Consider the following 21,943-nt stretch of genomic DNA (forward strand, 5'->3'; position numbering starts at 1 on the left):
ATAGTGCTTAGAGTAGCAGCCGTCATTAAAAGTAAAACTAATTATAAAAACAACTATAAAATAGCAGCATAAAACTTGGATTAGTCATAACAATCATTGCGAGAAGGCTTTTTCAGCCGGTGAAGCAATCTTTATGGCAAGGATCACTAGCGTGAAAGATTGCTTCGTCGTTCCTCCTCGCAAAGACGACCTTTCTTTTGAATCTGTTATTGATAGCGTAGTCGAAGGGCTTTCGTTTGCGATTTATGAATCTTAAAAAATCTTCGATCGAATCATGTATTTGATATACAGAAGCCTACAATGTCATAATCCCTTTGATGTTTCCTACTTGCTTATAAACAGCAATCACCTCATCAGCATTTTGCATTGTCTTTTTCACGGTAATTGAAACATATTTTCCTGTTTTTGAAGCTTGCTCAATAAACTCATCATCAGGCAAAATGGCACGTAAGTCTTGTATTTTATCTAATCCGCCAGTGATAATAAATTTAAAATTATAAACACCCGGAAACTGTTCAACACTTTCAAGTTTCTCTTTTAAATTAGCATAAATATCTCCGCTAGCCCCATCAGGGATATCAGTAAACTCAATATCCTTATTATTTTTATTCTCATCCATAACGCAAGCATATCAAATTCTATACCTAAATAACCAGGGTGCAATTCTGACAGACCAAACGTTTATTTTAGTTGAAATACCGCCATTTAAGCGCATTGAAGAGAAGCTTTACCCTAAATCCCCTAAAGGGGACTTCATACCCAAGTTCAGAATGACGAAAGATTAAATAGGCTGTGGGGTTTAAACCCTCAATAGCAGCACAAACCAAATTTACATAAACCTTGGCGAAGCGGATACCGGCCTTGTGGGCAATGCCTTCAGGCGTATGAGCAAAGCAAAGGACTGCCGAAGCCGATTAAATACAGCTGTGGCTTTACCCCTAAATTCCCTAAAGGGGACTTCATACCCAAATTTAATAGCGTGATGGATTCTGAACCAAGTTCAAAATGACGAATGACAAACTAGGCTGTGGGTTTTAAACTCTCAATAGTAGCACAAACCCAATTTATATAAACCTTGGCGAAGCGGATACCGGCCTTGCGGGCAATGCCTGCAGGCGTATGAGCAAAGCAAAGGGCTACAGAACCATAAGAATTACAGCTTTGGCTTTTCTAAAAACCAAAGGAGCAGATCTACCATTGCCATAGTTAGCCTCATAAAAACAAGGTCCTCTTTACCATATAAGATAGATAAGGGCATATAAGTCAATACGGGATAGATTCTGACCACAAAGTGGCTACCAGACCCCAAAATTAATAAGTATAGCTAATAAAACAAATCAGGAATTAGATCAGAATGACGAACAGTTAGGGCGACCGGCTAGGTTTTAAACTAATTACTAACAACTTTGGCAAAAAGCGATAGGAATTGTTATTTTTGAACCTCAAAAAAACAGGAGCCGATTTGGATTATTTAGCAGGATTAAACCCACAACAAAGAGCAGCAGTAGAGAACACAAAAGGACCAGTAATGATTGTTGCGGGTGCGGGTTCTGGCAAAACCAGGGTAATTACCTTTCGTGTAGCCCACCTTATTCAAACCGGTACCGATCCATTTAACATCCTTGTTTTAACCTTTACCAACAAGGCTAGTAAGGATATGCGCGAGCGTATCAGTAAAGTTGTTGGTGCAGAGGCAAAGAACATTTGGATGGGTACTTTTCACTCTGTTTTTGCCAAGATTTTACGTGTAGAGGCCGAGAAAATCGGTTATCCAAGCAATTTTACCATTTACGATACGGATGATAGTAAAAGTGTAATCCGCGCTATTTTGAAAGAAATGCAGCTGGATGATAAATTATATGCAGCGAATTTTGTTTTTAATAGAATTTCATCAGCCAAAAATAATTTAATTTCCTGGGGTGAATACCAGGCTAACGACCAGATACAAGCCGAAGATATCCAGAATAAACGCCCATTAATTGGCCAGATTTACGAAACTTATGCCAAGCGCTGTTTTAGAGCTGGTGCTATGGATTTCGACGATTTACTGTTCAAAACCAATATTTTATTGAAAGAGCATCCTGATGTTTTAAATAAATACCAGCAGAAATTCAGGTACCTGATGGTGGATGAATACCAGGATACCAACTTTTCGCAATATACCATTGTGAAAAAATTGGCAGCAGCTTATCAGAACATTTGCGTGGTGGGTGATGATGCACAGAGTATCTATGCCTTCCGTGGTGCAAACATCCAGAATATTTTAAATTTCGAACGCGATTATCCTGATTTAAAGGTTTATAAATTAGAACAGAATTACCGTTCCACCCAAAATATTGTTGATGCAGCGAGTAGCATCATTGCCAACAACAAAAACCAGCTCGAAAAAAATGTTTTCTCAGAAAATGCAGAAGGGGAAAGAATTAAAGTTTCGCGGGCTTTTACCGACAACGAAGAGGGTAAATTAGTTGCCGAAGCCATTATTCAAGAACGCAGTACCAAAGGCTACCAACACAACGATTTTGCCATTTTGTATCGTACCAATGCGCAAAGCAGGGCTATGGAGGAGGGTTTACGCAAATTAAATATTCCTTACCGGATATATGGGGGTCAATCTTTTTACCAACGCAAAGAGATTAAAGATTTAATTGCGTATTTCCGTTTAACTTTTAATCCGAAGGATGAAGAGGCGATAAAACGTGTAATCAATTACCCTAAACGTGGTATTGGCGATACCTCTATCGACAAAATTATTGTTGCGGCAGACCAGCATGGAAAAACAATGTGGGATGTAATTTCGAATGCACACGAATACGTAGATGGGCGTTTAGCCAATCAATTGAACGATTTTGCCATGATGGTGCAAAGTTTTCAGGCAGAGGCAAAAAAGCTCGATGCTTATGATACGGCCTTGTTTATTGCCCAACATGCAGGTATTTTAAAAGAATTATACACTGATGATAGTGTTGAAGGACGTGCGCGGTATGAAAATATCCAGGAGTTATTAAATGGTATTAAGGAATTTTCAGAACGCGAGGATATTGAAGAAAAAGGTCTGGATATCTTTATGCAGGATGTTGCTCTTTTAACCAACGATGATAAAGATGGTGATAAAAATAAGGATACCGTTTCTTTAATGACGATCCACTCGGCCAAAGGATTAGAGTTTAAAAACGTGTTTATTGTTGGCTTGGAAGAAAATCTGTTTCCATCACAAATGTCGTTAACCAACCGCACTGATCTGGAAGAGGAGCGCCGTTTGTTTTATGTGGCCATTACCCGTGCCGAAGTAAAACTGACACTTACTTATGCCACTTCCCGTTACCGCTGGGGAACGTTAACCAACTGCGAACCAAGCCGTTTCATTAACGAAATCAGTCCGAAATTTTTAGAATTGGATGTAAAACCAGCCAAGTCGAACAGTTTTGAAGGTAATTTCGACGATGACCGCAAAACATGGACCTCGCAGCCGCGTGATTTCTTTAGCAAACCGAAACCGGCGGCCGGCGCAACTACTTCTGCCCCACCTATCCGCCCGAAAACAACATCTTTATTGGCAAAAGCACACGTGCCGACACCTGGCTTTACCCCATCACAACCGCATGAATTTCAAGGCGGCATGGAAGTTGAGCACGAAAAATTCGGTTTCGGAAAAATTATCAGCTTAGAAGGAACCCTGCCTGATGTTAAGGCTACGGTATTCTTCCAGGGCTTAGGCAATAAACAGCTACTGCTTAAGTTTGCGAAACTGATGATTGTGAAATAAACGCAGATTTCCTTTTTGCCACGGAAACGCAGAGGCACGGAAAACAACGAAAATTACTCATCCTGATTCCGATTTACGTCGGGATCAGGATCTTTAATAGATAAAACGTAAAGATGCTGAATCAAGTTCAGCATGCCGAGTGCCATTAAAATACGCCTAACCAGGCGCTTTCAACTTTTAATAAATAGATCGGTCTTCAAGAAATTCTCCAATCTTGAGTGTAATTAATTGCTCACTGTCCAATGATTTAGCTTGTACATTCCATTCATTTGTTATTTCAATAATTTCTACCATACTACCAAATGGAAAAGATTCGCCTTTATTATCAACTGTAATTTTCACCTTTTCCCCTACTTTTGGCGCTTTAAAGAATAATTGATTTCCGACTATACTCAGCCCTTCAATTTTTTCCAAATCTGATAAAAAATATTTTCGATAAGGTGATTGCGGATTTTGTGAAACCAATACAAAAGACTGGCTCTCCATTTCATATTGAACCTGCATTTTATAGAAAAATTTACCCCTTATTTTATCTCCCAGATAAATTTTCTCGCCTTGCGCTGTAAGGCAGCCAGTATAAAAAGATTCTATATCCATAAATTGATTGATAAGATCTGATTTTCCATTTTAAACACCAAATATGGCTTAAACTTTTAGGATTCTTATTGAAAAAGCACAAAATTATCCTTATTATTGAACTCGGTTCTCCCGATTACAAACCATGCAACTTACTAGGTTAGAAATTAAAGGTTTTAAGAGCTTTGGCGATAAAGTGACCATCAATTTTAATGAGGGTGTTACCGCTATTGTTGGGCCGAATGGTTGCGGAAAATCTAATGTAATAGATGCCATGCGCTGGGTTTTAGGCGAACAGAGTACCAAAGCACTTCGTTCAGAAAAGATGGAGAACATCATTTTCAACGGAACAAAAAACCGTAAGCAAGCGCAGCTTGCCGAGGTTTCATTGAGTTTTGATAATACCAAGAACATCCTGCCAACAGCCTATTCACAGGTTACTGTAACCCGTAAACTCTATAGAAATGGCGATAGTGAGTACCGTTTAAATGATGTTCAATGTAGATTAAAGGATATTACCGATCTTTTTTTGGATACCGGAATCGGCTCTGATAGTTATTCGATTATTGAGCTGAAAATGGTTGATGAAATTATTACCAACAAAGAACATAGCCGCCGTTCTTTATTTGAAGAAGCATCAGGAATATCGAAATACAAATTACGTAAAAAACAGACTTTCAGCAAGTTAAAAGATACAGAAGCCGATTTAGAGCGGGTTGAAGATTTACTTTTCGAGATTGAAAAAAACCTTAAAACCTTAGAAAATCAGGCGCGTAAAGCGGAGCGTTATTATAAGTTAAAAGAGCAATACCGCGAGTTGAGCGTTCAGTTGGCAACACATCGTATTGCCTTCTTCCGTACCGACTTAAATGCCTTAGAAACTCAGGAACAAAATCAGCTAGTAAACCGCACCGAACTCAGTACCAAGATAGATACGGGTGAAGCCGAACTGCAAAAGCTTAAACTAGGCAGTATCAGTCAGGAAAAGAACCTTTCTGTACAACAAAAGGCCACAAACGAGTTTGTTTCCAAAATCCGTGCTTACGAGAGTGAGAAAAAAGTAAAGAACGAACAGATGCGTTTTTTACAGGAAAAAGAAACGCGTTTATCTGGTGAGCTCGAAAAAGATAAAAACCAGGTTAACCACATTAAATACAACATTAAACGTTTAAATGAAGAAGTTTTAACAGAAACAGAAGTTTTTAACCGACTTGAATCTGACTTAAAAAGCTTAAAATCTACGCTTGATACTTTACGCGAGCAACAGCAGACCGAGAAAAACAGGATTGATAACCTGATCAAATCGGTTAACGAGTTGCAAAACCAGGTATACCAGTCGCAGAAGGAAATTGATATCTTAAATATTCAAAAAGATGCGCTGGTGCAGGAGACCAACCGAAATGTTGATGATACCGAAACCAAAACATTAGAATTAAAGGCTTTCGATCATGCTTTGGCCGAACTTGATATTCAGGTTAGGGAGAAACAAGCCAATATTAAAAACCTAACGGAAGCTGAAGAACTTTTAAAAGAAAAACTGGCTGCTTCAGAAACCAATCTAAGTTCGAACAAGGAAAAACTGACGGCCGAAAACCGTAAAAAAGATGCCAAACAGAACGAATATAACCTGACCAAATCGCTGGTTGATAGTTTGGAGGGTTTTCCTGAATCGATCCGTTTTTTGAAGAAAAATAATGCTTTTGCTAAAAGTGCCCTGCTCCTTTCTGATATTTTATTCTGTAATGAAGATTACCGCATAGCCATTGAGAATTACCTCGAACCGGTAATGAACCATTATGTGGTTGACCAGTATGCAGATGCAGTACAGGCCATTAACCTTTTAACCGATGCCAGCCGCGGACGGGCAAACTTTTTCATTTTAGAAAACGTACCCGACAAAAACCCAGTTATTGGTACGCATGAAGGCCTGGTTTCAGCACTATCAGTCATTGAAGTTGATAAAAAATACCAACACCTCTGCAATCTGCTTTTGCAAAATGTGTACATCGCAGTAGCTGAGCAAGAAAATTTGTTTAAAGCCACACCAACAGATAGTTTAACCATCCTGGCTAAAAACGGGAAATATGCCCAAACGAAATTCACTTTGGCGGGTGGCTCTGTGGGTTTATTCGAAGGAAAAAGGATTGGTCGTGCTAAGAATTTAGAAAACCTGGCCAAAGAAATTAAAGCTTCAGAATCATTGATTAATCAGTATGAGGCTGCAATTAAAGCTGAAACTGATAACATATTTAACCTGAAAGAAGCTTCAAAAATCAATCAGATCAATGCTTTGCAACAAGAAATGAACCGTTTAAACAACGAACATATTTCTGTGCAAACCCGTCGCGATCAGTACCAGGAGTTTATTACCACCAGCGAAAACCGTAAAACAGATATTGCCCAAAAGATCGTATCAATAGAAAAAGCCTTATCTGAAAAATTGCCGGCATTGGTTCAATTACAAAAAGACCAGCAAGAAGCACATCGTAATTTACAGGAGCAACAACTTAATTATCAGGAAATTGCCGATCAGGTAAATGAAAGTGCGGGCAAATATAACCAAGATAATATCCGTTTCCACCAACAACAAAATAAGTTATCAGGCTTAGAAAAAGACTTAGATTACCGTTTTGTTCAGGAAGAGGCTTTAAATAAGCGCATAGCACAAAACGATAAAGAATTACAGGAAGCACTGTCCCAAATTACGGCAACGTTACAGCACACTGATCTGAACGACGATACGCTTTTAGAGATGTATCAACAACGTGAAGAAATGGAAAAAGGGCTTGCAGAAGCTGAGCAAGCTTATTTCACGAGCAAAGGAAGTATTAACGAGGTTGAAAACGACCTGACCAATATCCGCAAAACCCGCGAAGAAACCGATTTTTTATTAACGGAGATTAAGGATAAAAAGAATGCATTAAAAATCGATCTGAATGCATTAAAAGAACGTTTAGCCGTCGAATTCAATATCGACATCAACGATCTTTTAGAAACAGATACTGAAATTGAAGCTTTAGAAAGTGAGTTCGATCTGCGCCAAAAGGTAGAGCGAATGAAACGTCAGCTTGACGAATTTGGCGCCATTAACTCCATGGCAATGGAGGCCTTTAAAGAAATGGAAGAGCGTTATACTTTTATTCAAAACCAGAAAAAAGACCTTAATGCTGCAAAAACCGATCTTTTACAAACGATTAAAGAGATAGACGATACCGCTAAAGATAAATTTATGCAGGCCTTTACCCAAGCCCGTGAGCATTTTATCGTAGTTTTCCGTTCTTTATTTAACGAAGAAGATAGCTGCGACCTGATTTTATCAGATATCAATAATCCTTTGGAGGCCGATATTGATATTATTGCCCGTCCGAAAGGGAAAAGACCTTTATCAATCAATCAGTTATCCGGTGGAGAAAAAACATTAACGGCTACAGCGCTGTTGTTTTCACTTTATTTATTAAAACCTGCTCCTTTCTGTATCTTCGATGAGGTTGATGCGCCTTTGGATGATACCAACATCGATAAATTCAATAATATTATCCGTAAATTCTCCGATCAATCGCAGTTTATCATCGTATCGCACAATAAACGGACGATCGCCAGCACTGATATTATTTATGGGGTAACCATGGTAGAGCAAGGTGTTTCGAGGGTTGTAGCAGTAGATTTAAGGGAAGTAGCGGCTTAGCTCTGTGTTTTCGTCATTGCGAGGAGGTACGACGAAGCAATCTTTTATTTGCATTTTTTCAATTAGAAAATGAAAGTTACAGCTCTTGGCAGCCTTCGGTCCTGCTGTACACTATAGCCTCACGAAAAGCTCGGGCTGCCGTTTCCATCAGGTTTATAAACGCAATACAGTACTAAAAACAACGTTTTCCCTTCTATAATCTAATAATTAATATCTTTAAGAAAATTTAACGCGATGGTCGTCCTTTCGAGCGGAGTGCAACGAAGTCGAGAAATCTATTCCGATAGATCTCTCTCCCGACTTAACGTCGGGACGATGCTCCAGTCGAGATGACGACCCTAACTTATTACCAAGAAATATGAAAATCCTATATATCCTTCCCTTAGCCATGATGCTAAGCTGCTGTTCATCAGTAAAAAATCAAAATAATCCAACTTCTGGCAAGTTAGATACCCAATTGTTAAAAGACGTTGAAGTATTATCATCAGATGCCTACCAAGGTAGAAAAACCGGAACAAAAGGTGCTGAGATAGCCAGGGCGTATATTATAGAAAGATTTCAAAAATTAGGACTAAAATCCTATCCTCAGCATGTAAACTACGCGCAGGAGTTTACTTTTAATGGACGAGGCAATACAAAAATAAATGGCACCAACATCATCGGATACATTCCAGGCAAAGGAAGCAATGTTATTGTGGTATCTGCCCATTACGACCATTTAGGTGTAGTAAAAGACGAAGTTTTTAATGGTGCTGATGATAATGCATCAGGAACTGCAGGCTTATTAAAAATTGCCACCTATTTTGCGAAAAACAAACCTAACAACACGATCATTTTCGCTTCTTTCGATGCGGAAGAAATGGGTTTACAGGGTGCAAAGGCATTTGTAGGCAATCCACCAGTGCCTATTAATACTATCGCTATTGATTTAAACATGGATATGATCAGCCATAGTGATAAAGGTGAACTCTATGTATGTGGAACTTTTAAATATCCTGATTTAAAGAAACATATAGATACCACTAAAACCAATATCAAATTACTTTTTGGCCACGACGATCCAAAACAAGGTCACGATGATTGGACAAACCAAAGCGACCAAGGTGCATTTAATGCTAAAAATATCCCATTTTTATATTTTGGTGTAGAAGATCACAAAGATTACCACAAAGCCAGCGACGAATATTCTACCATCACCAAGCAATTTTTTAGCAATGCAGCAAGTGCTGTATTAGATGTTGTAAAAAGTATCGACAAACAAACTGGCTTACAACAATTGTTAAAGGATAAAATGATCATGATGGACAATCCAAGAAAATCGGAAAAATTTTAACAAACTAATTGACATAAATCTAAACCTGCCCTATCTGGCAGGTTTTTTTATGTTTTATAAATCTTAAAACAAAAATTATTTATCTGTATATCAAACAATTACAATAAAAACTATAAAAATAGTTTGCAAACTATTTTTATAGTAGTAACTTCATTTAACCAAACTATAAAAATAGTTGCCATGATAAAAGAACTCACAAAAGCAGAAGAACAGATTATGCTCATCCTTTGGGAAATGGGCGAAGCCTTAGTAAAAGACGTTATCGAAAAGATGAACGAACCCAAACCTGCTTACAATACAGTATCTACTGTGATCAGGGTTTTAGAAGGTAAAGGCTTTGTTGATCATAAAGCTATCGGCAATACGCATATCTACTTCCCCATTATAAAAGAAACTGATTATAAACGCTTTGCATTAGATAAGGTAATGAGCAACTATTTCGAAAACTCTTACGAGAGTCTGGTTTCTTTCCTGGTGAAAGAAAAAAGTATGGGTACTGAAGAACTCAATGAAATTATCCAATTGGCAGAGAAACTTAAAAAAGATAAATGATGGGCTGGTTATATTATTTACTCGAAGCAAATCTATATCTTATCCTATTTTATGGGTTTTATAGACTATTCCTCCACAGGGAAACCTTCTACAGACTAAACAGATATTACCTGATTTTCAGCTCAATACTGGCTTTCATAGTTCCATTTTTTCAGCTGGGATATTTAAAGAAGGAGGTAATAATGGAATATACCGGATTTATTCAAATTCAAGAACAGGCACCATTGTTCAATTTAGAAAATATCTGTTTACTACTGTATTCCGTAGTTTCATTATTTTTTATCTTAAAAATAGTTTGGGGATTGCGTTATATCAAAAGATTGACAAAAAATGCAACGAAAAGTAAAGAAAACGGTATTACATTAATTGAGGTTGAGGACTCAAAAATGGCTTTTTCATTCTTTAATTTATTGTTTATTGACCCTGCTATGAGTCAAAGAAACACCATCGTAAAGCATGAAATGGTCCACATTAACCAGATGCACAGCCTTGATATTCTTTTATTTGAGTTGATAAAAACTTCAAGCTGGTTCAATCCAATCACTTATTTCATCAAAGATGATATCAAACTCATCCATGAATATTTAGCCGATGAGGAAACGACACAAAAGGATATCGCTAAATATGAGTATGCACTATTTTTAATCCAAAATTCATATGGAAATCAAGAAGTTATCCTTACCAATCAATTTTTTAATTCATCAATACTGAAAAATAGAATAAGTATGTTAAGCCAAAAAAAATCGGCAAAATGGGCCAGGCTCAAATTGTTATTTATCATTCCACTAGTTGGATCTATGCTGTTCTTGTCTACAACAGCATTTACAAAAGACTATAATACTATCCAATTAGGGCATAAAAAGGAAAGTTTAAGCATTGTTCTTCAGGACACTATTAAGAAAAAGTCTGATAAAAAGAGATTACCCCCACCGCCACCAAAGGAACCATATACAGCCAAAGCCAAAAAAGTTACGGAAATAACGATAAATGAACCCGTTATTAAAAAAGACGACAAAAGAATACCACCTCCTCCACCGGTAGAACCCGGCTCCTTAAAAGCGAAAAAGCTTAGCGTACCAAAAGTAGACCAAGTTCGTTTTGCTCCTCCGAGAGTTAAAAAGGATGGTAAAAAGTTACCTCCACCTGTTGTGAGACAAGATAAAAAGACATTGCCACCGCCACCGCCGCCGATTGAGCCAAAACCAGAAAAAAAAGGGAATGACAATGAGTCAAATACGATTAATCTTGCTCAAGCTACAGGCAATAAGGCAATTAAACGGGATCACACATTATCCTCAGATCAAAAAGATATTAAGGAGGTAGTTGTAAAGGGTTATCCTACTTCATCTAAAAAAGAAAGCACCGGAATAAAAACAATTATTGTATCGCCTGTTAAAGAAGTCACTGTTACAGGCTATCCTTCTAAAAAGCAATAACTACTGCGGTACGTAAACCACATATTTAGTCTCAAAAAAATCTTCCTCAAAATAAGCTGAAAGCGGGTATAATTCTGCTTTCAGTTTTGATTCTTTGATCTCTTCGGCCAAATCGCCTCCTTTTAAATACAAAATCCCATTCGGAATGGCATTTAACGAGTCTTTTTTAAATTTACCCTGTATCCATGGATAAAATTCGCCTAAACGCGTAACCGCTCTCGATACCACAAAATTAAACTTCTCTTTAATCTGCTCAGCTCTTAAATGGTCGGCCCTTAAATTCTCTAAACCTAATGCCGAAGCCACTTCTTTTACCACTTTAATCTTTTTTCCGATAGAGTCTACCAGATAAAATTCTGTTTCAGGAAACAAGATGGCCAATGGAATGCCCGGGAAACCACCACCTGTGCCTACGTCTAAAACCGATTCACCAGCTTTAAAATTACATACTTTAGCTATCCCCAACGAGTGCAATACGTGACGCTCATATAGCTCTTCGATATCCTTTCTCGAAATTACATTAATCTGTGCATTCCAAAAGCTATATAAATCAAACAATTGCGAAAACTGAGCAATCTGTTTTTCACTTAGGTTAGGAAAATATTTTAAAACGATATCGGGCTTTACATCAAGCATATTGTAATTGCTAAAGGATTATTGAATTATTTCCAGTTTACTTTTTTCTTGCCAAACAAGGCTAAAAATCCGTTCAGGGTTAAAAATAGAAACAAAAGTATGTCTAAAATCGGGAACCACCAACGCAAATCGCTATAGTTTAAGCGTTTCAGCAATTTTGGATAGATAAAACACCTGATGATGATGCTTAATCCGAAGATGCCTAAGGCGACATATTGCGCCTCACGGCTAAAAAACATACATGCGGCAAAGAACGCATAAAACAGAAACTGAAAAACAATCTGAAGGCTTAAAATAAACTTGTGCTTCGATTTATAGAACTTTCCAGCACCAAAATGACGTTTTTTCTGCCTCAGGTAACCTCCCCAGGTATTATTGGGTTCGCTCCAAACATGGCTATCGCGGTGTAAACGGATCTCTGTATTGTATTTATTGGCGTGTGCGTTCACGAATAAATCATCATCTCCTGATGGGATATGCATGTGCGCTGCAAAGCCCTTATTTTTGAAAAAAAGTGATTTTTTATAAGCCATATTACGTCCAACTCCCATATAGGGCATGCCTTTTAAGGCGAAAGCCAGGTAATTTACAGCAGTAAAAAAGGTTTCGAACCGGATTAACGCATTTAGCAGACTTCTTTTCTTCATATAGGGCGAGTAGCCCAAAACAATTTCGGTATTTTCATCATCAGGCTGCTGCATATCCATTAACCAATGCGCAGAAGCTGGCGTACAATCTGCATCGGTAAAAACCAACCAATCGTACTTAGCGGCTTTTATACCCATGGTTACCGCGAATTTCTTACCTGCTATAAATTTATCGTTATCTAAAATTTTAACTACTTTCAGGTTATGGTGTTTCTTCTCTAATTGTTCTAAAAACTCCTCTGTACCATCCCAAGAGCGATCGTTAACCACCACAACTTCGAACTCCGGATAATCCTGGCTTAACAATGCAGGCAGATACTGCTCTAAATTTACAATTTCGTTTCGGGCACAAACAATTACACTTACTGGTTTTTGGGCAGATAAAGGAATCTCCTCGATAGCTACATTGGCCAATTTCAAATGAACAAAAAGTACATAGTAAAGCTGAACCAAAAGGCAAAAAGCCAATATCGAGAGCAGAATAATTTCAAGCAGGGCTAATATCACGATGGTAAAATAAATAGGCGCAAATTTCTCATTTTTAATCTGTAAATCACTTTTATGTGGATAAAAAATTAAACAAAAATATGCCCTCAATTTTTGCTATTTTTGGCAGATTTTCGACGAGAAAAAACACATATAAACCGCCTTCCGTCAAAATAAGAATTAGTTTTAATAAAACGTTATTTGACGGTGGTAAGCTCCACCTAACAATTGGAGAAAAATAAATAGAAACAGATGAAATTTAGTTTACAGGCTAACGATCCACTATCTAAAGCCAGAGCCGGAACGGTAACAACTGCTCATGGCGAAATACAAACCCCTATTTTTATGCCTGTGGGCACTGCAGGAACGGTAAAAGCCGTACATCAGCGCGAACTGAAAGACGATATTGATGCAAAAATCATTTTAGGCAATACTTACCACTTATATTTAAGACCCGGGTTGGATATCCTCGAAAAAGCTGGTGGATTACATCAATTTATTGGCTGGGACCGTCCAATTTTAACAGATAGTGGTGGCTACCAGGTGTATTCTTTAAGTAAAGTCCGTAAAATTAAAGAAGAAGGCGTCACTTTCCACTCCCATATCGATGGATCGAAACACCTTTTTACGCCAGAATATGCAATGGATATTCAGCGTACCATAGGTGCCGATATTATTATGGCCTTTGATGAGTGCACGCCATACCCATGCGATTATACTTATGCAGCGCAATCAATTAAAATGACGCACCGCTGGTTAAAACGCTGTTGCACCCGTTTTGATAGTACAGAACCTAAATATGGCTTCGACCAAACCCTTTTTCCTATTGTTCAGGGTTCGGTATATAAAGATTTGCGCATAAAATCGGCAGAATTTATTGCCAGCATGAACCGTGAAGGCAATGCCATTGGTGGTTTATCTGTTGGTGAGCCGGCTGAAGAAATGTATGCCATGACAGAAGTGGTATGTAATATATTACCAGAAGAAAAACCACGTTATTTAATGGGCGTGGGTACACCGATCAATATTTTGGAGAATATTGCACTGGGGATCGATATGTTCGATTGTGTAATGCCAACCAGAAATGCCAGAAATGGCATGCTTTTTACCAGAAATGGGATTATAAACATCAGGAACAAAAAATGGGAGAACGATTTCTCTCCATTGGATGCGGAGAGCGATCTACATGCTGATTTAGTAACCAGTAAAGCATATTTAAGACATTTGGTACATAGTAAGGAGATGCTTGGCGCTCAAATTGCTACCTTGCATAATCTGCATTTTTATCTTTGGCTGGTAAAACAGGCCAGAGAAAAGATCATTGCTGGCGAATTTTACGAATGGAAAAACAAAATGGTTAAAATATTAGGCAATAAGCTATAAAATGAATCTGTTAAAAGGAAGGATAAAAATCATCGATCAGTATATTATCGGGAAATACCTGGGTACATTTATTTATACCCTGGCCATTTTTGTGATCATTATTGTCGTGTTTGATCTATCGGAAAAGATGGATGATTTTATGAAAAGTGGCCTGAGTTTTTGGGGAATCCTCTCTAAATATTACGCAGGCTCTATTCCTTTTTATGTGAATATGCTTTCACCACTGATCAATTTTATTGCGGTAATTTTCTTTACCGCAAAAATGGCCGATCAGACTGAAATTGTACCTATTTTAAGTGGTGGGGTGAGTTTTAACCGCTTTTTATTTCCTTATCTGGTGTCGGCTACGATTATTTTCTCAGCCAATTTACTTTCAAATCTATACATCCTTCCTTATACCAATACCTTAAAAAATAGTTTCGAGAATACGTATGTAAAACGTAATGATCCTTCCACAAAATCAAACATCCATATGAAACTGGATGACAAAACCTATATCTACATTGATAATTTCGACAACAAAACGAATTCAGGATATCGGTTTTCTTTGGATAATTTTAGTGGAGATGTACTCACCAAAAAGATCGTTGCTGAAAATATAAAATGGGATTCGCTTAAACGCAAATGGCAGTTGAACAACTATTCCATACGCAAGATTGAGGGATTGAAAGAAACCATGATTTACGGTAACGGAAAACAAAAAGATACCATTCTGGATATGCGTCCGGATGATTTTTCGGCCTATGACAATGTGGTGCAAAATTTAACTACGAAGGAACTTTCGGATAAGATCAGGAAAGAAAAAATCCGCGGAACGGGCGTAATGAACGATCTTCAGTTTGAAAAATACAAACGTTATCTACATCCGCTTTCAGCCTTTGTACTAACGCTCATTGGCGTAGCCCTATCGTCGCGTAAAGTACGTGGAGGTGTCGGTGTATCGTTAGGTATCGGAATCTTCATCAGCTTCGCTTATATCGTATTTAATCAGTTCACACAGATGTTTTCTACCAAAGGTGGATTACCTCCTTTTGCAGCTGTTATTATGCCTACATTATTCTTTGGCTTATTAGGTTTTTACCTATTAAGAAAAGCACCAAAATAGCGATGGACGTTACCAAAAAGAATTTACTCATCCTTCATCTTACTGTATTTGTTTGGGGTTTTACGGGTGTGCTCGGCAAATTAATTTCTATCGATGCAGTACCTATGGTTTGGTACCGGGTGTTGATTGCCGCAGCTACACTTTTTGCATGGTTTTTAATCACCAAAAAGAACATTAAGATTACTAAAAAACAGTTCATCCAATTCTTTTTAACTGGAGGAATTGTAGCTATTCACTGGATATTTTTCTTTCATGCCATTAAGGTTTCTACTGTTTCGGTAACCTTGGTTTGCCTCTCTTCCTTCACCTTATTTACTGCAATTTTAGAACCACTGATAAAAAAACAGCCGATACAACTGGGCGATATTCTGATCGGTTTACTGATTATTCTAGGAATATATATGATCTTTAAATTTGAAGGCCAGTATACTTTAGGAATTATTTTTGGTTTGCTGGCAGCAGTCGCATCCAGTCTTTTTTCAACTATAAATTCTACATTGGTACAAAAAAGCGAACCTTCCATTATCAGTTTTTATGAGCTTGTTGGTGCACTTTTCTGGATCACGTTATACCGTTTATATGATGGAACACTATTACACACAGCATTCAACTTAAGTACCAAAAACTGGTTCTATCTTATCCTTCTCGGTACACTTTGTACATCCATTGCTTACGTTGCGGGGGTTGCAGTAATGAGAACTTTATCGGCTTTTAGAGTTGCATTAATTACTAATCTGGAACCTGTATACGGAATAGTTTTAGCCTTCGTTTTCTTTCAAAGCAAAGAGCAAATGACAGGTGGATTTTATATTGGTGCAACCATTATCCTGGCTTCTATTTTTCTCTATCCGATCTATAAAAAGAGAAAGAATCAACTGTAAACACAAACGATAGAAATTTAAATTTTCTTTAAAAATTATACCACCCAAACATACGGTTTCAGTCGTACCTATTCACGGAGCTTAATTTTTTTCCAGACAGCTTAATACTTAAATTCTCTCTATTAAATTTCTTGGTAAAGTTTAAATAAAAGCGCAATAAGGAAGCATATCAAAGCTAGTCAACACTACGCTTACATATAATAAAGCCTCCAGATCGGCTTAAATAGAGATACAAAATCATAAGATTCGAAAGCAGCTAACAACCATTCAAAATATCAGGAATCTAATCTCTGAGGTTATACCATATGGTTACACTTAATCACACCGCAAGAACAAAAACGACAGCTTTAAATGAGGAGAATTACAGCTTGGAAAATGCGATCCATCGGGAAGTGACAGATCAAAAATAAGCACTATCCACTGTTAAGCACATCACCTCGAAGATAGAAAGTGCTCATGCAAAAGCATGCCTAAAGCAAAATGAATCACCGTTCAAAATCATTGAGCTGAACTAATATTTTTGAGTCAAAATCCACGAATCATTAGGCGAAATTTTATTATCATCCCTTGCGATTTCAGCCAAACAAAGAAGATACATAGTTCTGGCATTAAAGATCAGACAGAAGCGAACAAAACCTAAATAGACAGCTTTACATTCGATATTACAACACAAGACTAAGACTCAATCTTTAAGCTTGACAAACAATAAATCCAGCACTAAAAAGCTCTCAAATGAGACCAAATAAAAACTTGATTTAAAGGCCGTATTTAGCGTTAATTAAACAATATATAATTGATCAAAACATCAACAATTTTAAACCAGAAATAGCAGTCTAACTGTAAGCTTTTACTTGGATCAATATCACCTTGTTTCAGTAAAAAATACGCACACAAAAGAAGGCCAAAATTGAAGACAAAAATCAGCAAAAATCCACTACAAAACTGAATAGTCAAAGCAGCCAAAACACGCAACAAAAATTTGATTTAAAGCACCAGGAAATAGAACTAAAACAATTAGAAAAAAAGCAAAATCTATGTTCAAAATCGACATCAGATGCAAGGTGTTTTCTATTCAAATTTCATACAACGCTGAGGTGCCAAATCATAAGTAAAGCAGGATGGCTTGTTTAAAATATTCCAACCTTCAGTTCAGAATAATTTTCAACCACAACAAAAACCTGGCAAAGGAGTACAAAAAGATAAGGTATTTTACAGTTAATCAGCATAAAAATATCGGTAAAAATTACAATCAAAACCTAATTTTCAACGTGCTTTTCCTTATGCAACTAAGGAAAAGTGATCAATTTCGGGTTTCCAGAGGATAAAGCTTAAAAGCATAAAAAACCTTACTTAAATACCATTAGACACACTTTTATCGCAAAAACAAAAATTACCATAAAGTGTACCGAAAACACCATTATTCACGAATATCGTCAGGAAATTGCATTATAAGCTCAAATCATTACAGATTTCGGGGTTTAAAACGACAAAAAAACATACATTTTTAATCTCTGAGATCAAATTTACAGCAAGAAATCGAGGTTAAAAACAAGACTTAAAGCTAGATTAAACCCAAAATTTACAGGGACATTACCTGCATTTTAACTGTATCACATTCATCAGAACTAAGTAACAAATACGAAGAGCGAGAAAAAAATCACCAAAATACTCCACAAGCAATCGCTAAAAAATAAAGACATTTTGTCACATTAATCTAATCCAAAATATTTAGATGGATTTTGGATAAGCAATTTATACCATACATTTTGCTTCAAAACATTACAGACAGAACGCAATTTATAAGCAGATTTCTGCATACTGAAAGTCAATTTTAAAGCAGGTAGTCCTAACTAAAATGTTAGCCATTCTTCCAGCATCTAAAGTAAAAAAAATATTAGTGAGCATTATAAAACCTAGCAGCATTTTAAGCTATTTCCTGAGCGCAATCGGATTCTGAAAAACTATACAAAAATTCAAAAAGCCAATAAATTTTTCGAAGAAAATCGATTAATAAGTGTAAATTAAATCAATAAAATTAACGCAATTAAAAATATTGAATGAAGCTTAAATCAGCTATAAAATTCAATAAAAAACAAAGGTAAAATCAACAAATCTAGGATTTATATGAAATTCATTTATATTTAAAAATCAATAACTTAAATAATTTTATATAAATTAAATATTTACAAATATCGGCCCTTACAAATTTTAAAAAACTAAATATTTTAGCAAAGAATTTAGATGAATTTAACAACACCAAACAAAAAACTAATTATCAAGTACTTAAGCATAGTTACTTTAAGTTTCACATCACTATCGGTTTTTGGGCAGATTTTCAGTACTGCTCAAAACCCACTTAGTGTAAAATGGAACTATATTTATTCAGGCGGCTTTAAAATCATCTATCCAGAAGAACTGGAGAAAGAGGCACAAAGAATGGCCAATACCCTACCCTTCATCTACCCCAAAATAGGATTGGGTTTAAGACAGCAAAAAACCGCTATCCCACTCCTACTTCAGAACCGTGGAACCGTGGCAAACGGCTTTGTTCAACTCGCACCCAAGAAGTCTGAATTCTATGCAACCCCACCTCAGTTTTTCGACAGTCAGGATTGGCTAAACAACCTGGCAGTGCATGAACTCAGGCACATTGCACAGTTTGACAAATTGACAGGAACGCAAGCACATCCCTTTCCTGAACTGGTTTACTTCGCCTACTTTGGCGCGGGCATCCCCACCTGGTTTTTCGAAGGTGATGCGGTGGTTAACGAAACTGCCTTGACTAATTCGGGCAGAGGCAGACAGCCCAATTGGATCATGCCATACCGGACTTCAATTTTGGAGGGCAAAAAAATCTCATATAGTAAAGCTTATTTCGGTTCGAACAAAGACGTAACTCCTGGCTACTACCAAACCGGATATTTGATGGTATCGGATATGAAAGAAAAATATGGGCAGTTCATTTCCGACAGCATACTTAGCGACATTAGAAAAAGACCTGTAAGGCTGTACCCCTTTTCGCAGAGCTTAAAAAAATTCACAAAACAGAATTCCAGAACCTACTTTCTTTCTACCCAAAACAAGCTTGCCGAAAAATGGAAAACACAGCAAGAAAAATCTATTACAGAAAGCTATGAAAGTTTAAATAAAAAAACTGATTTGGCAACCGATTATTTCCTTCCTGTTCGGCTAAATAAAAAACAGGTTTTGGCACTAAAAGAAAGCAAAACAGATGCGCGACATTTTGTAATTATTAACGAGGATAAATCAGAGCAAAAGTTATTCGGAATTGGTTATCAGGAACAGCCTTGGTTTAGCTTAAAAAATGATCTTTTGGTTTGGGATGAAATACGCTACGATCCGCGCTACAAACAACGGAGTTACAGCGTAATCTGTTCGTATAATTTTAAGACTAAAAAATTCGATAAATTAAGCAGCAAAAGCAGACTATTCTCTCCCAGCATTTCTAACGATGGAAAGAAAATCATCGCTTCAAAAGTGGAGCTGAACAATCAGTTTAATCTGGTTGAGTTGGATGCAAGCTCGGGAAAAATTTTAAAGACCTACCCTAACCTTGAAAACGAAATCCTGCAGATGCCTTCATTTGATCAATCAGGAAATAAGGTTACTTATATCAGCGTAAATGAAAAAGGAAAAAGTTTATGGTTGATTGACGGAGAAAAAAAAATGCAATTGATTTCTAACAGCAGACAGCAGCTAAGCCGGCCAATCTTTATCAACGACAAAATTGCTTTCAATGCGCACTTTAATGGGATCGATAATATCTACAGTATAGATCCTGATTCAAAAAAAATAAATGCGCTCAGCGCCTCCAAGTATGGAGCCTTTAACCCTAGCGAAACCGCCGATGGAAAAATCATTTTTAACAATTATAAAATCAATGGTTATGAAATAGCCGAGGCCGCATTAACCGAAAAACCAGTTGGCGAAAACAACTTTGTGGATTTCTCGGCAGCTGCAGAAAAGCAGGAAAACGTTAGGAATGTTTTCGACAACATTCCCGACAGTACCTACCAAACCAACCGCTATCATCAGGCTTTAAATCTTTTCAGTTTCCACAGCATTATTCCGGTTATCGACAACGAATATGTTTTCGGTCTGGAGTTGCAATCAAATAATCTACTCAACACAATGGACTTTTACACCGGCGCAAAATACCACCGCGATTTAAAACGTTTTGAGTACACAGCAGACATTAGCTATAAAGCACTTTATCCCGTATTTAGTGTATTGTATCGCAACCGCCCGAAAAGAACCTTCTACAGAGCTAAAAACGCAATACAACAAGGCGATTGGAGAGAGAACTATATCAAGCTTGATGCATCGGTTCCGCTATCGTTCAACATGCGCAATGAGAACTATGCTTTTACCTTAAATGCGGCAACTAGTTTTACGCAAAGATACATGCCGGAAAACATGCCTACCGGTTTTATCCGAGAGCTTAAATTTCCGATGGAATACAACTTTACTTTCAACCACAGTGTGCGCACTACCGAAAGAGATATTGCGCCCAAATGGGCACAAGTATTTAGGGCTACTTACAATCACCAACCCTTCGATAAAAACTTAAACGGAGAAATCTTAGCACTCGAAAGTTTCCTTTACTTTCCTGGATTTGCAAAAAACCATTCTTTTTTAGCGAGCTTCAATTACCAGAAAGCAAGTGGTGTAAACCAATACGCTACTGAGATTGCAACCGTTTACGGCTACAACAATATTTTAGCGAAAAGTAAACTGCAAAACAGTATGCTTTTTAACTACCGTTTCCCTTTTGCTTTTCCCGATTGGGAGTTGGGTCCTTTCGCTTATGTCAGAAATTTTAGGGCAGGTTTATTTTGCCATTACGAGAACATTGGCAAGGGTACAACGTTTAACGATCCGAAAACTTATGGCGTAGAATTAAATACCAGTGTAAACCTTTTGCGCTATCAACCTGTTGTAGATTTAGGAGCAAGATTGGTTTTTGTTAATCAGATTTACAATCAAAATCCGATATTAGAGTTTTCATTTAATTATAGCTTTTAAAACCATGAGCGCAAAAACAATCTCCATCATTATCCTGACTGCATTACTTACCATATTTTTAATGGTGAATACCGAACCTGTTGATTTCGATTTCCTGGTTACCACACTTCCGGTATCTAAACTTCTGGTTATCGGTATTTGCATCATCATCGGTTTTATCATTGGCTTTGTTGTGGGCCGACCAAGGAAAACGATTAGCAGTTATGATGATGAGATCGAAAGGAACCAACCGGTTTCGAATAAAAAGGAGTTGAGTGATGAGGACAGAGATTATATTAGTTAAAGCCAGGATTGAATAGGATTATTAGATTCCAGGATCATGGCGCTTCAGTATTTCAGGATTGGTGTTTCGGCCAGGATTGAATAGGATTATTAGATTTCAGAGATCATAGCGCTTCAGGATTTCAGGAT

Annotated in this window: 14 protein-coding genes; 10 read left to right on the forward strand and 4 right to left on the reverse strand. The window is 37.2% G+C overall.

The window, feature by feature from the left end; genetic code table 11:
• Positions 1 to 295 precede the first annotated feature (295 nt).
• Positions 296 to 619 (reverse strand): DUF493 family protein, encoded by a 324-nt coding sequence (locus ACTJKN_RS24340; protein WP_440828260.1) that lies wholly within the window; start codon positions 617 to 619, stop codon positions 296 to 298.
• Between the two features lie 843 nt (positions 620 to 1,462).
• Here ACTJKN_RS24340 and ACTJKN_RS24345 point away from each other — a divergent pair.
• On the forward strand, positions 1,463 to 3,766 hold the full coding sequence (locus ACTJKN_RS24345; protein WP_440828380.1) for an ATP-dependent helicase: 2,304 nt from the start codon (positions 1,463 to 1,465) through the stop codon (positions 3,764 to 3,766).
• A gap of 177 nt (positions 3,767 to 3,943) precedes the next feature.
• Here the strand turns inward: ACTJKN_RS24345 and ACTJKN_RS24350 are convergent, their stop codons facing one another.
• Positions 3,944 to 4,363: a hypothetical protein gene (locus ACTJKN_RS24350; protein ID WP_440828261.1), complete on the reverse strand. Its 420-nt coding sequence runs from the start codon at positions 4,361 to 4,363 to the stop codon at positions 3,944 to 3,946.
• A gap of 124 nt (positions 4,364 to 4,487) precedes the next feature.
• Between ACTJKN_RS24350 and smc the strand changes: the two genes are divergently transcribed.
• The 4 genes from smc (at position 4,488) to ACTJKN_RS24370 (ending at position 11,348) form a co-directional block, all read left to right on the forward strand.
• Positions 4,488 to 8,027, forward strand: coding sequence for a chromosome segregation protein SMC (gene smc, locus ACTJKN_RS24355; protein WP_440828262.1), 3,540 nt, complete (start codon positions 4,488 to 4,490; stop codon positions 8,025 to 8,027).
• 358 nt (positions 8,028 to 8,385) lie between these two features.
• Complete coding sequence (locus ACTJKN_RS24360) at positions 8,386 to 9,360, forward strand: M28 family peptidase (protein ID WP_440828263.1); 975 nt, start codon at positions 8,386 to 8,388, stop codon at positions 9,358 to 9,360.
• Positions 9,361 to 9,540: 180 nt separating this feature from the next.
• Positions 9,541 to 9,912, forward strand: a complete 372-nt coding sequence (locus tag ACTJKN_RS24365) for a BlaI/MecI/CopY family transcriptional regulator (RefSeq protein ID WP_440828264.1) — start codon at positions 9,541 to 9,543, stop codon at positions 9,910 to 9,912.
• A gap of 182 nt (positions 9,913 to 10,094) precedes the next feature.
• Positions 10,095 to 11,348 (forward strand): M56 family metallopeptidase, encoded by a 1,254-nt coding sequence (locus ACTJKN_RS24370; RefSeq protein ID WP_440828265.1) that lies wholly within the window; start codon positions 10,095 to 10,097, stop codon positions 11,346 to 11,348.
• Here the strand turns inward: ACTJKN_RS24370 and rsmG are convergent, their stop codons facing one another.
• Together rsmG and ACTJKN_RS24380 are read right to left on the reverse strand one after the other, a co-directional pair.
• Positions 11,349 to 11,984 carry a 16S rRNA (guanine(527)-N(7))-methyltransferase RsmG gene (rsmG, locus tag ACTJKN_RS24375; RefSeq protein ID WP_029276225.1) on the reverse strand — a complete coding sequence of 212 codons (636 nt, stop codon included), beginning with the start codon at positions 11,982 to 11,984 and terminating at the stop codon, positions 11,349 to 11,351.
• Positions 11,985 to 12,010: 26 nt separating this feature from the next.
• Entirely contained in the window at positions 12,011 to 13,228 is a 1,218-nt protein-coding gene (locus ACTJKN_RS24380) for a glycosyltransferase (protein ID WP_440828266.1), read from the reverse strand.
• Between the two features lie 141 nt (positions 13,229 to 13,369).
• Between ACTJKN_RS24380 and tgt the strand changes: the two genes are divergently transcribed.
• The 5 genes from tgt (at position 13,370) to ACTJKN_RS24405 (ending at position 21,815) form a co-directional block, all read left to right on the forward strand.
• The gene (gene tgt / locus ACTJKN_RS24385) at positions 13,370 to 14,500 is read left to right on the forward strand and encodes a tRNA guanosine(34) transglycosylase Tgt (RefSeq protein WP_215126823.1); all 1,131 of its coding nucleotides are present in this window, start codon (positions 13,370 to 13,372) and stop codon (positions 14,498 to 14,500) included.
• A 1-nt stretch (position 14,501) separates the two neighbouring features.
• Complete coding sequence (locus ACTJKN_RS24390; protein ID WP_230145152.1) at positions 14,502 to 15,605, forward strand: LptF/LptG family permease; 1,104 nt, start codon at positions 14,502 to 14,504, stop codon at positions 15,603 to 15,605.
• 2 nt (positions 15,606 to 15,607) lie between these two features.
• Entirely contained in the window at positions 15,608 to 16,486 is an 879-nt protein-coding gene (locus ACTJKN_RS24395) for a DMT family transporter (protein ID WP_440828267.1), read from the forward strand.
• A 2,241-nt stretch (positions 16,487 to 18,727) separates the two neighbouring features.
• Positions 18,728 to 21,532 carry a TolB family protein gene (locus ACTJKN_RS24400; RefSeq protein ID WP_440828268.1) on the forward strand — a complete coding sequence of 935 codons (2,805 nt, stop codon included), beginning with the start codon at positions 18,728 to 18,730 and terminating at the stop codon, positions 21,530 to 21,532.
• Positions 21,533 to 21,536: 4 nt separating this feature from the next.
• A complete protein-coding gene (locus tag ACTJKN_RS24405) occupies positions 21,537 to 21,815 on the forward strand; it encodes a lipopolysaccharide assembly protein LapA domain-containing protein (protein WP_131031764.1) in 279 nt (92 codons plus the stop codon).
• Positions 21,816 to 21,943 lie beyond the last annotated feature (128 nt).

Source organism: Pedobacter sp. 22163, assembly GCF_052045595.1.
Taxonomy (GTDB): Bacteria; Bacteroidota; Bacteroidia; order Sphingobacteriales; family Sphingobacteriaceae; genus Pedobacter.

What these genes read in the sequence shown, in the direction of transcription:
- ACTJKN_RS24365 (WP_440828264.1), top strand. Translation starts at nt 9,541, where the DNA reads ATGATAAAAGAACTCACAAAAGCAGAAGAACAGATTATGCTCATCCTT.
- tgt (WP_215126823.1), top strand. Translation starts at nt 13,370, where the DNA reads ATGAAATTTAGTTTACAGGCTAACGATCCACTATCTAAAGCCAGAGCC.
- ACTJKN_RS24395 (WP_440828267.1), top strand. Translation starts at nt 15,608, where the DNA reads ATGGACGTTACCAAAAAGAATTTACTCATCCTTCATCTTACTGTATTT.
- ACTJKN_RS24340 (WP_440828260.1), bottom strand. Translation starts at nt 619, where the DNA reads ATGGATGAGAATAAAAATAATAAGGATATTGAGTTTACTGATATCCCT.
- ACTJKN_RS24370 (WP_440828265.1), top strand. Translation starts at nt 10,095, where the DNA reads ATGGAATATACCGGATTTATTCAAATTCAAGAACAGGCACCATTGTTC.
- ACTJKN_RS24360 (WP_440828263.1), top strand. Translation starts at nt 8,386, where the DNA reads ATGAAAATCCTATATATCCTTCCCTTAGCCATGATGCTAAGCTGCTGT.
- smc (WP_440828262.1), top strand. Translation starts at nt 4,488, where the DNA reads ATGCAACTTACTAGGTTAGAAATTAAAGGTTTTAAGAGCTTTGGCGAT.
- ACTJKN_RS24405 (WP_131031764.1), top strand. Translation starts at nt 21,537, where the DNA reads ATGAGCGCAAAAACAATCTCCATCATTATCCTGACTGCATTACTTACC.
- ACTJKN_RS24390 (WP_230145152.1), top strand. Translation starts at nt 14,502, where the DNA reads ATGAATCTGTTAAAAGGAAGGATAAAAATCATCGATCAGTATATTATC.
- ACTJKN_RS24400 (WP_440828268.1), top strand. Translation starts at nt 18,728, where the DNA reads ATGAATTTAACAACACCAAACAAAAAACTAATTATCAAGTACTTAAGC.
- rsmG (WP_029276225.1), bottom strand. Translation starts at nt 11,984, where the DNA reads ATGCTTGATGTAAAGCCCGATATCGTTTTAAAATATTTTCCTAACCTA.
- ACTJKN_RS24350 (WP_440828261.1), bottom strand. Translation starts at nt 4,363, where the DNA reads ATGGATATAGAATCTTTTTATACTGGCTGCCTTACAGCGCAAGGCGAG.